At 62.2% G+C, this 11468-nt stretch carries 12 protein-coding genes; 5 read left to right on the top strand and 7 right to left on the bottom strand.

Annotation, left to right across the window (positions count from 1 at the left end; all coding sequences use genetic code 11):
- Nucleotides 1–32 precede the first annotated feature (32 nt).
- Nucleotides 33–680 carry a TetR/AcrR family transcriptional regulator gene (locus QM467_RS03365; protein WP_283364885.1) on the bottom strand — a complete coding sequence of 216 codons (648 nt, stop codon included), beginning with the start codon at nt 678–680 and terminating at the stop codon, nt 33–35.
- A 136-nt stretch (nt 681–816) separates the two neighbouring features.
- On the opposite strand from QM467_RS03365, the gene QM467_RS03360 reads away from it, so the two are divergent.
- From QM467_RS03360 to QM467_RS03345, 4 genes are all read left to right on the top strand, one after another.
- Entirely contained in the window at nt 817–1830 is a 1014-nt protein-coding gene (locus QM467_RS03360) for an HlyD family secretion protein (protein ID WP_283364884.1), read from the top strand.
- Entirely contained in the window at nt 1827–4553 is a 2727-nt protein-coding gene (gene rbbA / locus QM467_RS03355; protein ID WP_283364883.1) for a ribosome-associated ATPase/putative transporter RbbA, read from the top strand. The genes QM467_RS03360 and rbbA overlap by 4 nt, the downstream gene beginning before the upstream one ends.
- A gap of 1 nt (nt 4554) precedes the next feature.
- Nucleotides 4555–5679 (top strand): ABC transporter permease, encoded by a 1125-nt coding sequence (locus QM467_RS03350; RefSeq protein ID WP_283364882.1) that lies wholly within the window; start codon nt 4555–4557, stop codon nt 5677–5679.
- A gap of 375 nt (nt 5680–6054) precedes the next feature.
- A complete protein-coding gene (locus tag QM467_RS03345) occupies nt 6055–6603 on the top strand; it encodes a hypothetical protein (RefSeq protein WP_283364881.1) in 549 nt (182 codons plus the stop codon).
- A 41-nt stretch (nt 6604–6644) separates the two neighbouring features.
- On the opposite strand, the gene QM467_RS03340 is transcribed toward QM467_RS03345, so the two are convergent.
- From QM467_RS03340 to QM467_RS03330, 3 genes are all read right to left on the bottom strand, one after another.
- A complete protein-coding gene (locus QM467_RS03340; RefSeq protein ID WP_283364880.1) occupies nt 6645–7184 on the bottom strand; it encodes an antitoxin Xre/MbcA/ParS toxin-binding domain-containing protein in 540 nt (179 codons plus the stop codon).
- 844 nt (nt 7185–8028) lie between these two features.
- Nucleotides 8029–8307 carry a helix-turn-helix domain-containing protein gene (locus QM467_RS03335; protein WP_283364879.1) on the bottom strand — a complete coding sequence of 93 codons (279 nt, stop codon included), beginning with the start codon at nt 8305–8307 and terminating at the stop codon, nt 8029–8031.
- Nucleotides 8308–8642: 335 nt separating this feature from the next.
- The gene (locus tag QM467_RS03330; protein WP_283364878.1) at nt 8643–8825 is read right to left on the bottom strand and encodes a hypothetical protein; all 183 of its coding nucleotides are present in this window, start codon (nt 8823–8825) and stop codon (nt 8643–8645) included.
- Nucleotides 8826–9020: 195 nt separating this feature from the next.
- Between QM467_RS03330 and QM467_RS03325 the strand changes: the two genes are divergently transcribed.
- Nucleotides 9021–9227: a hypothetical protein gene (locus QM467_RS03325; protein WP_283364877.1), complete on the top strand. Its 207-nt coding sequence runs from the start codon at nt 9021–9023 to the stop codon at nt 9225–9227.
- Between the two features lie 594 nt (nt 9228–9821).
- Here QM467_RS03325 and QM467_RS03320 read toward each other — a convergent pair.
- The 3 genes from QM467_RS03320 to QM467_RS03310 form a co-directional block, all read right to left on the bottom strand.
- The gene (locus tag QM467_RS03320) at nt 9822–10400 is read right to left on the bottom strand and encodes a hypothetical protein (protein WP_283364876.1); all 579 of its coding nucleotides are present in this window, start codon (nt 10398–10400) and stop codon (nt 9822–9824) included.
- Between the two features lie 8 nt (nt 10401–10408).
- A complete protein-coding gene (locus QM467_RS03315) occupies nt 10409–11059 on the bottom strand; it encodes a TOPRIM nucleotidyl transferase/hydrolase domain-containing protein (protein ID WP_283364875.1) in 651 nt (216 codons plus the stop codon).
- 68 nt (nt 11060–11127) lie between these two features.
- Entirely contained in the window at nt 11128–11457 is a 330-nt protein-coding gene (locus QM467_RS03310; protein WP_283364874.1) for a hypothetical protein, read from the bottom strand.
- Between the last annotated feature and the right edge of the window lie 11 nt (nt 11458–11468).

The following is an 11468-nucleotide window of genomic DNA, read 5'->3' as shown; positions in this document are numbered from 1 at the left end:
GGGCAAGCAATTGTCCTGCCAGAGCGGTTTCCTTACGCCGGGAAAACCTTGCCTTGCGGCGGGAAGGCCGCGCCACTGGAAAACTCCGGCAACGGCCTCCGTGAAATGGCGAGCGCCTCCTCGCGCTTGAGGCCAAGGGCGATCAACACCAATTCGGCGAGATCTGCGCCCGCCTCACGCCATGTCCGGGCGCCTTCCAGCACCGTCACAATGGCCCCGAGAACCGCGCCGGAGATGAAGCCAAGGACCGAGTCCAGCTGGTCCTCGCGGAACGCATAGCGCCCCCGCGCCAGACCGGCGTGAAGATCGGCCAGCGGCTGTCCGCGCCATACCTCTTGCAAGGCTGCGGCGCTGCAGCCGAAACGGCAGAGGAAGCGGCCCCATTGCGGCTCGTCATGCGCGCGGCGCAGGCACAGGCGAAGTCCCATCGCCAGCCGGAGCGCCGGATCGTCGATTCCGGTCAGGGCCTCGACGAGGCGCTCGTTCATTTCCACGGCGAGCTGCCGCGCCACAATATCGAACAGGCCGCTCAGATCGCCGAGATTGTTGTATATCGTGCCTCGCGCCACGCCGGCCGCCTGGGCCAGTTCGGAGACGCTGACATGCGCGGCGCCGCGCTCGGCGAAAAGCTGAATCGCCGCGCGGTAGATCTGCCGCTGCGCGCCGCTGGCCCCGGTCACGTTATCCCCTTCACTCGACGCCGCCGATTGAACATCATTGTTCAATTTTGCTCAGTTTGCTATAAAAGGAAAGCCATCCTGCGGCATTTTCCTCCCCCACGCCGCGACGACTTTTTTCGATCGGGACCCGGCGCCCATGCGATCCAGAAACCTCGCCCTCGTCTTTGTTTTCGCCCTTGCCGCCTTGGCGTTCGGGCCAGCGCCGGCTTTGGCCAATGACCCCTTTGAGGCTCTGCTGCGCAAACTGCAGCCGAACCGCCTGCCGGAAGGTTTCGCCAGCGCCAATGGGCGGCTGGAATCCGAGCAGGTCGAGATCGCCACCAAGATTCCGGGCCGCATCGCCGAGGTTCTGGTCAAGGAGGGCCAGCTGGTCGAACAGGGTCAGGTTCTCGCCCGCATGGACGTCTCGGAAATGCAGGCGCAATTGCGCGGCGCCGAGGCGCTGGAGCGCCGCGCCCATCAGGCCAAGGCTCTGGCCGAGGCGGTGATCGCCCAGCGCGAGAGCGAGCGCAAGCTGGCGGAACAGGAAATGGAGCGCGTCGAGACCCTGCACGGCAAAGGCTATGCCACGACGGAATCGTTCGATCAGCGTCGCTCGGTCCTCAATGTTTCCCAAGCCGCGCTCAATGCGTCAAAGGCCAGCCTCAACGATTCCATCGCGGCGATCGACGCCTCCCGCGCCGACATTGCCCGCATCCAGTCCAATCTTGACGACATGGAGCTGAAAGCCCCGCGCCGAGGCCGCATCGAATACAAGCTCGCGCAAGCTGGCGAGGTGCTCGGCGCCGGCTCGCGCGTGCTGACGCTGATCGACCTCACCGACGTTTACATGACCGTCTTCGTCCCCTCCTCGGTCGCAACGAAGCTCGCCTATGACGACGACGCCCGACTGATCCTCGACGCCATCCCGGAATATGTAATCCCGGCCAAGGTTTCCTTCATCGCCAGCGAAGCGCAGTTCACGCCCAAGACGGTGGAGACGAAAGAGGAGCGCGAGAAGCTGATGTTCCGCGTGAAGCTGACCCTGCCGCCCGACCTGCTGCGGAAATATGAGAGCCAGGTAAAGACCGGCGTGCGCGGCGTCGGCTATCTGCGCACCGATCTCGTCAAGACCTGGCCCGATTTCCTCGCGGTCAAGCTGCCGCAATGAGCGCGAAGGGCGCCATTGTCGCCGAACTCGTCAATGTCTCGAACTTCTATGGCAAGGCGCGGGCGCTCGACGGCGTGAGCCTCGCGCTGCCGGCCGGAAAAATGATCGGCCTGATCGGACCGGACGGCGTCGGCAAATCGACCCTGCTCGCGCTGGTTTCCGGCGTGCGCCGCCTCCAGACCGGCGAGGTGCGCGCGCTCGGCGGCGACATGCGCGACCGCAGCCATCGCGCCGCCTGCGCCGCGCGCATCGCCTATATGCCGCAGGGCCTCGGCCGCAATCTCTATCCGACCCTCTCGGTATTCGAGAACATCGACTTTTTCGGCCGCCTGTTCGGGCAAGGCGCGGCGGAGCGCGCGGCGCGCATCGTCGAATTGCTGGAGGCGACCGGCCTCTCGTCTTTCGGGGACCGGCCGGCCGGCCAGTTGTCCGGCGGCATGAAGCAGAAGCTCTCGCTGTGCTGCGCCCTGATCCACGACCCCGACCTGCTCATCCTCGACGAGCCGACCACCGGCGTCGATCCCCTGTCGCGGCGCCAATTCTGGGAGCTGATCGACCGCATTCGCGCGCGCCGCCCCGGCATGAGCGTGCTGGTCGCCACCGCTTACATGGAGGAGGCCGAGCGCTTCGACTGGCTCGCCGCGCTCAACGACGGCAAGATCATCGGCGCCGGAACGCCCGCCGAATTGCGCGCCCGCACCGGCCAGCCGACCCTTGACGCCGCCTTCATTTCGCTGCTGCCCCCCGAGGTCCGCGGCGATCACCAGCGGATCGTCCTGCCGCCGCTGCCGCCGGATGGCGGCGGATACGCCATCGAGGCCGAGAACCTCACCTGCCGCTTCGGCGATTTCACCGCCGTCGATCACGTCAGCTTCAAAATCCGGCGCGGCGAAATCTTCGGCTTTCTCGGCTCCAACGGCTGCGGCAAATCGACCACGATGAAAATGCTGACCGGCCTGCTCAAGCCGAGCGAGGGACAGGCGCGGCTATTCGGCGAGACGCTCGACGCCGGCGACATGGCGACGCGGCGGCGCGTTGGCTACATGTCGCAAAGCTTCTCGCTTTATAGCGAACTCACGGTGCGCCAGAACCTGCGCCTGCACGCCGAATTGTTCGAACTGCCGGACGCCGAAATCGCGCCGCGCGTGGATGAAATGCTGCGGCGGTTCGACCTGACGGAAGCCGCCGATGCGCGCCCGGACAGCCTTCCGCTGGGATTGCGGCAACGGCTGCAACTCGCGGTGGCGATGATCCATCGCCCCGAAATGCTGATCCTCGACGAACCGACCTCCGGCGTCGATCCGGTGGCGCGCGATTCGTTCTGGCGCATGCTGATCGCGCTCTCGCGCGAGGACGGCGTCACCATTTTCATCTCGACCCATTTCATGAACGAGGCCGAACGCTGCGACCGCATCTCGCTGATGCACGCCGGCAAGGTGCTCGCGGTCGGCGCCCCGACGGATCTGGTCGCTCAAAACGGCAAGCCCAGTCTCGAAGAGACCTTCATCGCTTATCTCGAAGCCGCCGCCGAGCCTGACGGCGCGGCCGGCGCGGCGGAATTCCGCGCCAGCGCCGCAACTCTCGACCTGAAGCCCCGGCGGTTCGATCCGGCGCGGCTGTGGGCCTATGCGCGCCGTGAAAGCATGGAGATTCTGCGCGACCGCCTGCGGCTCGCATTCGCCGTGCTTGGGCCGCTCGTGCTGATGCTGACCTTCGGTTATGGCATTTCCTTCGACGTCGAGAATCTCGCCTACGCCGTCCACGACCAGGACAATTCGCTGCAAAGCCGGGAACTGCTCGAAAACTTCTCCGGCTCGCGCTATTTCCGGCAGAAGCGCGACATTGCGTCCGAGGCCGACCTGGAGCGGCGTCTCGCCAGCGGCGAATTGAAGCTGGCCATCGAAATTCCATCCGGCTTCGGGAAGGATCTCGCCAGCGGCAAATCGCCGGAAGTGGCGGTCTGGATCGACGGCGCCATGCCCTTCCGCGCCGAAACGATCCGCTCCTACATCACCGGCATTTCGCAGGCCTATCTCGCCGAGCAATATCGCCGGCGTGGGCTGCTATCGGCCGCCGCGCCGATCAATATCGAAATGCGCTATCGCTATAATCAGGCGTTCAAGAGCGTCTATTCGATCATTCCCGGCGTCATCATGCTGATCCTGATGCTGATTCCGGCCATGCTCACAGCGGTCGGCGTGGTGCGGGAGAAGGAGGTCGGCTCCATCGTCAATTTCCGCGCGACGCCAGTGACGGCGCCTGAGTTCCTGCTCGGTAAGCAGGCGCCCTATGTCGCGCTGTCCTTTTTCAGCTTCCTGTTGCTGCTCGCGGCGGCGCGCTTTCTGTTCGGCCTGCCGGTGAGCGGATCGACGACGGCGCTGATCCTCGGGGCCTTCCTCTATATTTTGGCCACGACCTCACTGGGGATTCTGCTGTCGTCCTTCCTGCGCACGCAAGTTGCCGCCATCTTTGTCACGGCGGTCGTGTCCATCATCCCCACGGTGAATTTTTCCGGCCTGCTCGTGCCGGTCTCGTCGCTGTCCGACGCCGCGCGCCGGGTCGGCCTCGCCTTTCCCTGCGGCTGGTTCCAGGAGATCAGCGTCGGCGCCTTCACCAAGGGACTGGGCTTCGCCACGCTCTGGCCCGACCTCGCGATCCTTTGCCTGTTCAGCCTGGTCTATCAGCTCTGCGCGGTCGCGGCGCTGAAAAAGCAGGAGGCCTGACATGAACTCTGGCCTGCGCCGCATCTACTGTCTCAGCGTCAAGGAATTGCGCAGCCTCGTCGCGGACCCGATCCTGCTCGCCTTCATCTTCTACGTGTTCAGCTTCGCGATCTATCAGGTCGCGTCGGGCGTGAAATTCGAGGTCGAGGCGGCGCGCGTCGCCGTCGTCGACGAGGATCAGTCCGAATTGTCGCGGCGCATCGCCGCCGCGCTTTTGCCGCCGCTGTTCAAATCCGCCGAAAATATAGCGCCCACCGAGATAGACCCGGGCATGGATCGCGGGCGCTATGTCTTCGCTATCGAAATTCCGCCGAAATTCGCATCCGACCTGCTGGCGGGCAAGAAGCCGTCGATCCAGATCAATGTCGACGCCACCGCGATGGCGCTGGCCGGCAATGGCGCGGTGGATATCGAGAACATCATTCTTCAGGAGAGCGCCTCGTTCCTGCGCGGCGACAGCAGCGTTGCCTCCCAGCCGGTCAATCTGGTGGTGCGCGCCAAATTCAACCCGGATCTTCAATCCGTCTGGTTCACCTCGGTGATGCAGGTCATCAACAATATCGCCATTCTCTCCATCATCCTCACCGGCGCCGCGCTGATCCGCGAACGCGAGCACGGCACCATCGAACATCTGCTGGTGATGCCGGTCACGCCGCTTGAAATCATGCTGGCGAAGATCTTCGCCAATGGCGCGGTCATCGTCGGCGCCTCGATCCTGTCGCTGTTCGCGATGGTGCGCGGCGTGCTCGGCGTGCCCATTGCGGGTTCGACCGCGCTGTTCGTGTTTGGCGCGATCCTGTTCATGTTCTCGGTGACGTCGCTCGGCCTGCTGCTCGCGACCTACGCCCGCACCATGCCGCAATTCGGCCTGCTCGCCTTGCCCGTGATCGTCATTCTCTATCTGCTCTCAGGCAGCACCACGCCGCTCGAAACCATGCCGGACTGGCTGCAAGCCATCATGCAGTTCACGCCGAACACCCAATTCGTCTCCTTCGCCCAGGCCGTGCTCTATCGCGGCGCGGGGCTGGATCTGGTCTGGCCGCAACTCCTGGCCATGGCTGCGATCGGCATGACCATTCTCGCGCTTTGCCGCAGCAGGTTCAGCAAGGTCATCAACGCGATGTGAGACCCTGCGAAGCGCGGCCTCGGCAATCCGCCATGCGGGCGCGCGGCCAGGGAGGGAAAGCGCCACTGCGGTGATACTTTCGATATTTCATATCGTTATTACTTTATTCCAGCCGCTTTGATGCGTGCGGAGTCGCCGCCGCGCCTTAGTGGCCAGGACTGAAATGCAGGCAGACATATGCTTGGCCGGCACGGCCTTGGCAGCCGCTTTTGCATAGCCAGCTGGGGCCAGCCAGTCGCTGACACCGTATCAGCCGCCTGCACGGCCCGGGCAGCTGACTGAAGGCCAAACGCAGCGCCGAGCCGCGCCGGAAACAGCAGCGACCGGGACGCCGTGATGATATAAGGCGTCGGAAACGATCGGAAAAAAAGCCAGATGGCCCATCGCCTCAAACACGCCCTGTTGACCTTCGCCGCCGTGATCTTCCTCATCGAGGCCTGGCTATGGGACAAGACGATCGTGCTCGGCCGATGGGCGGCCCGCCACATTCCCTGGCAGGAATTCAAGGACGCCGTCGCCCGTTTGATCGCACGCCTGCCGCCCTATGGCGCGCTGCTGCTGTTCCTGATTCCCATCGCCGTCATCGAGCCCCTGAAAATTATCGCAGTGGACGAGATCGCGCATGGCCGCCTGCTGCGCGGCGCCCTCGCCTTCGTCGCGCTGAAATTCGTCGGCCTTGGCCTCATCGCTTTCGTCTTCGACCTCACGCGCGAGAAGCTTCTCACGATCGGCTGGTTTGCGCGCTTTTACGCGCTGGTGATCTATTGGCGCGACAAGGCCCACCAATTTGTCGCGCCCTACAAGGCGGCCGTCGTCGCCCGGCTCTCAGCGCTCAGGCGCAGCATTGACGCGGCCGCCGGCAAGGGCGGATTGATGGGGATGCTGGCGCGTCTGCGCGCTCGGGTCCGCAAGGCCCAGAACTGACGCCGCTTGCCTATGCGCCAAGACACTAAGGCTCCCGCATCTCACGCTCCAACCTCGTGGCGTGTGAGGCGCAGCCGAGCCCGCAGATAAAGCAAGGTGATTTCGACGCCGAGCCGCCCGTCGGCCGCCATCAAACGCAGCGGGGCGCGGCCATTGAAAGGTTCAGAGACATTCTCTCCGCGCAGCCAGGCGACGGCGGCGGCGGGCGAGCCGAACAGCTCGAGCGCGGCGCCGAAGATCTCGAGCGCCAGGATGACCGCGGACAATTCGCAGGCGTCTCCGAGCAGCACTGATCTCTCCTCGACCGCGAGCCCTGCGAGCTCGGCGTTGCGGGCGAATGCGTCGCGTATCTCGTTTTCCTCGATCCTCTTCGCCATGCGCCGGGAAGAGCCGGTGGCCAATGCCGATCGCCCGCTGCCGCGCAGCGCTGTCGCGCGTTCCATGAAATCGCGCGACGAGGAAAGCGCGCCAGCCCAGAAGGCGGCAGCCGCGCCGCGATGCTTTCTCGGCCCCAAGCTGCGCGGAACCGACAACGCGCCAATCATATCGGGTCCATTGCCGACGCCAAACGCAAGCGACATGATTTTTCCCCTATTTCCCGCAGCCGAAGCCATCGGGAACGAACAGAGAACATTTCTATGCGGTTGTCAAGCGTCGAGCCAAGGAATCTCAAGGAATCTATTGTCAGGCGTCCTGCTGCGCGAGCGCTTCCGGCTCGACCATCCACGGAATGGTTCCCGGCATGCAAGGATCGACGCGACATTGGCGGCCTCCCTCGCTCGCGCAGAACGCTCCGTTCGGTTAACTCGGATGACGCAGCTGAGCTTCGGTCTGGCCAATCACGTTCATCGCCGGTTCAGCCAAGGGGCGACAGTCTCGAAAACAGGACGATCTGGTGATCCAAGCCGCCGCTTTACGATTCGGACCGCGGCTCAATAAAACGGAGGCGGGCTTGAAATTCATTCGCGCGTTTAAGGAGACCTGGGCTCCGGCTCTGTTTTTCGTGGCGCTTCTAGGATTTGTCGGACTTGGGATCAGCCATGTAGACGCCAAGGTCAGGGCTGAGGAAGCAAAGGCCTTCGCGGACGATCGCTCGGGATGTTCGGCCCGGCGCCAGACGAATCAGGACGCTTTCGAACAATGCTCCCAGGTTGACGCCGTGCGATTAGACCGCGTCGAATATGGGTCCTTGCACAGCCTCTTCCCGGACTCGCATTGACGACGCCATTTGCAAGAGATCGCCATAAGTCGGCGCAGCAGGCTTTCGCGAGGATTCCCTCGCGGGCAGCACGCCGCCGCCTCGTTCTGACCGCGTTGGCGGCGTGAGCTGAATGATCAACGCCAGAGGGCCCTCAAACCCCACTGGGATTGTCAGGACCAGTTTCGGTCAAGAAAGAATTCGCGGCCGACGCCGCCCATGAGATGTCAACGCGCGCCCGCACGACCATCGGCCTGTGTTTGGCGCCGCCGTGAAAAACCGGTTCGAGGGGCGCTATAAAAAAACGCCGACGACACGCCTAACGCCGCGGCAATTTCCGCCAGAAGCGCGGCGCCGATCCGCTCCGTTCCCGCCTCGAACGCTTGCAGACGGGCCATCGTAATTTTGACGTCCGCCGCGAGCGATTTCGCTTCAATCCCTAACTGGACTTTGCGGAGGCGAATCCTGCGGCCAATCAGAGTATCCAAGTCGTTAAACTGCGTCATGACGCCTCCCGGACAGAATTGATTATTGAGGCTGCGCCCAAGCGGCCCGGAACTGATGATGACCGCCACAATGGCAATTTTCGGGCGCGAAGCCGGCAAATTCCGTCAGCTCCATCGACAGAAGGCTGGCGGTCGCAGCAAACGGCGGCGGCGCGCATTCACCATAAGCAGGGGCTTTGACGATCCCTGTCCATAGCGAGCCCGGATGTACAGCCGCCAGGGAAGCGGCCCCGCAGGGTGAAAACCCCCGTGCGGGGTTTTCCTTGTCGACCGGCGTCCGTTCAGAATATCCGGGGCGCGAGCGCGGGGCGGCCCTGACGGGGCGCGACGGCCCGTCAGCCTTGGCGTGGGCCGAGCATCTGCTTGATAGCGGCCTCCACATGCCGCCAAGTCACGGCGTCCTCGGCTTTGCCGCTTTCCTCACAGGATCGCGCTTTCTGTGCGGCGTCGGCAGCGGCTTTCGCCCCGCGGGCATTGAACAGGCGGCGCGCGTAATCATGGATCTCGACTTCCTGCATGGTGAACCTCGCTCCAGTTTTGACGTTCTGGCCGGATATCAGCCCCCGTCCCCTAGAACGATTGCTCGGCATTAAGGTTCAGTCACGATTTCGAGGCTCGACGGGGGCACGGCTGAGCCACGCGCCACAAATCCCGACGACGGGCGAGCTGTTCGAGCCTTGAATTTTTAAGAACGTTTCACGGCGATGGCCGCAATGGCCGCGATCCATGCGGTCTCCAGCACAATCACGGCGATCGGCTCCGGCGTCGGCGATGACGCGGCCATTGTCGATTTCGGGATCTATTTTCGCGATGCGCCGCTGCCTCGCACTTCCGCCGTGGGCGGCGCCGAGGCCGCCGGCAAAATGGAGCGGGTGGAGGGAACCCGCTCGCAGCGCGATAAAGCATCACAACTTCAATAACTTCAACGATCTCGAAAAAATTATTATAACCATTGATATAACCAATTTTATTCCCAATACGACGCGCCGTTTGGCGTCGATTCCTGCCCTGTTTGAATCGATTGGATTGTTTGAATGTCACTGCTGTTTTTGCTGGGGCGGGAGGATGCCGACCACGCCGTGCCTCAGCGCTAACCACCTGAAATAACGTCACATCCAGCGCGCACGACTGGGTAGTGTATCAGCGATGTGTACCAGCTCGGCGCCACGAAATGCAACCTTTCGGCGCCGGCGAACTTAACGACCCGTGAACGCCTTGGAGGGCGTGCATTCGTCGGCTCGATTGTTAAGAAGCGTTTCATGAGCTGGGATAGGATAGGTAGGCGTGGCGCTCATCGGGTGTGAAAGTAATAGCGCGGGAGGGCGTGGTTACCCCGATCGCCGCCATTCGAGCAAAACTGGCAGGTCGCGCCGGGAACCGTCTCAGACAGCCGGAAATATACGGATCCGGGGCATGTATCGCAGGTCTTTGGGAGCCAACTATCCGACTCGCTACTCCGTTTGGTTAAGCCGCTTTTGGACATTCTCGCTTGGCCAACAAAGCCAAGGTCGAGACTAATCGAGCGTGATTATCTTTCCGATTTTTTCTCCCATCTTATCGAGCTGCTTGTTGAGGCCGACGGTCACGTAGTGCGTTGTATGAGCGACAGCTCCGAGAAAATCAGGAATTTCCGGGACAGGCAAGGCGCTCGTCAGGAGATGACGGACAATGACGTGATCTTTGTCTTCTTTAACCGCGAGGGTCACGCGAACGAGGTCGTTGCGATCGGCATGCGCGGCGAAAGTGTTTCGAAGGGTCATCAAGCGCTCATGAACCTCCATGCCGTCGCCGGAGCCCACATAGACTTGCTTGGGATTGAGTTTCGGAATTGCTGAGCCGGTCGAGGCATAGCATCGGCAGTAGGCGATTATACCAGCGACGAAGAACGCCTGCTGTTCGACGGCATTCCCCATCTCGCCCAATTTAATGGGGGCATTTTTAACGCGCTCGAAATTAGAACGCGCCGTGAAGAGGTTCATTAGAATGTGGGTCCAAGCCGACAATCGCTCATAGCCAGGCGGATCGAGCGTGAAACCCTCTTCGACCATCCCGACCATGTGCGTGCGATAATGCTCGTCGTCGACTGTGGGCACAGTACTATCTATGGTCCGAGGATGGCGTCGTAAAAGCGGGCAAACTCGGCGTCGCTCGCTCGAAGCGCGTCGATGTCGAGGGTTTTTGCCGCGTCGCGGCATATATTGGCACGAGATTGGCCTTTCCTCCGCACAAACTGCACTTTCACGCCGAGCCAGGTTTCAATGCTGGGATTCGGAATGGCCGCGACCCATTCGTTGAATTCGAGGCCGTTGTGCAGCATCGCTAAGGTACCGGCGGGATCATTGTCGGCATCGGTCACAATCAATACCTTCGACTCTGTGTGGAACGTGTTCCACAAAGAGTTGGCGACTTTCGGGATCGTGATCTTGCCCATTGCAGTGAGGATTTTGATTGAGCGCCTCGAACCTGCGGCAGCAAGGATGCGTTCGGCGAGTATGGCAATGGCGGCGCGATCGGAGTCACCCTCGCAAACGATGAGGAGATCGGCCGTGACCGGCAGGACGGGTTGCATCGACATCACGCTACCCGTGATAGCGTCGAAGCGCAGGGCGTCGATTTCAACAGTACGCGTTGCGCTGGCCGTGACGAGTTCACCTTCGACTGGGAAATAAATCACGCCTTCCTCGGCGGCTTTGCGAAACTTAAGTTTCAGAATGTCTTTGATGCCATGCTGGCGCAGTATGGCCGCGTCCATGTCTGCACGATCGACAAGGATGACATTGAGCCCCTTGCCGAGCGTGAGCGCATCGACGGCATCGTCACCTAGCCCGACATGGAGATGAAGATGCCGAGGGTGCCCAAGAGCTTGCCGTCGACCTTGCCCTTGAACTGATAGAGCGTCGATGCAGGAAGTGGATCGGCATGCCATTTCGCTTCGAGTAGATAGATTCGGCCATCGAAATAAATCGACCCGTCAATCTGTTCACCCGCAGGCTTGTATCCCGCACGAGGCTCCAGCTTGTCGTGGATGAACAGCTTGTTGAGGAGACGCTCGAAAGCAAAACCTCGCGCGCGTTTCGCATTGCCGTCCGCGTCAGCCGGCAAGTTTATGAGGGCCTCATAGTCCTTCGTGATCTCGTCTAAGCTACTCATCTAACCACGCG

Source organism: Rhodoblastus sp. 17X3 (assembly GCF_030056575.1).
In the GTDB taxonomy this organism is placed as follows: domain Bacteria; phylum Pseudomonadota; class Alphaproteobacteria; order Rhizobiales; family Beijerinckiaceae; genus Rhodoblastus.
Note: the sequence above shows the minus strand (reverse complement) of the source record. Positions and strands in the feature narration are given on the sequence as shown.

What these genes read in the sequence shown, in the direction of transcription:
- QM467_RS03360 (WP_283364884.1), top strand. Translation starts at nt 817, where the DNA reads ATGCGATCCAGAAACCTCGCCCTCGTCTTTGTTTTCGCCCTTGCCGCC.
- rbbA (WP_283364883.1), top strand. Translation starts at nt 1,827, where the DNA reads ATGAGCGCGAAGGGCGCCATTGTCGCCGAACTCGTCAATGTCTCGAAC.
- QM467_RS03350 (WP_283364882.1), top strand. Translation starts at nt 4,555, where the DNA reads ATGAACTCTGGCCTGCGCCGCATCTACTGTCTCAGCGTCAAGGAATTG.
- QM467_RS03345 (WP_283364881.1), top strand. Translation starts at nt 6,055, where the DNA reads ATGGCCCATCGCCTCAAACACGCCCTGTTGACCTTCGCCGCCGTGATC.
- QM467_RS03340 (WP_283364880.1), bottom strand. Translation starts at nt 7,184, where the DNA reads ATGTCGCTTGCGTTTGGCGTCGGCAATGGACCCGATATGATTGGCGCG.
- QM467_RS03335 (WP_283364879.1), bottom strand. Translation starts at nt 8,307, where the DNA reads ATGACGCAGTTTAACGACTTGGATACTCTGATTGGCCGCAGGATTCGC.
- QM467_RS03330 (WP_283364878.1), bottom strand. Translation starts at nt 8,825, where the DNA reads ATGCAGGAAGTCGAGATCCATGATTACGCGCGCCGCCTGTTCAATGCC.
- QM467_RS03325 (WP_283364877.1), top strand. Translation starts at nt 9,021, where the DNA reads ATGGCCGCGATCCATGCGGTCTCCAGCACAATCACGGCGATCGGCTCC.
- QM467_RS03315 (WP_283364875.1), bottom strand. Translation starts at nt 11,059, where the DNA reads ATGGACGCGGCCATACTGCGCCAGCATGGCATCAAAGACATTCTGAAA.
- QM467_RS03310 (WP_283364874.1), bottom strand. Translation starts at nt 11,457, where the DNA reads ATGAGTAGCTTAGACGAGATCACGAAGGACTATGAGGCCCTCATAAAC.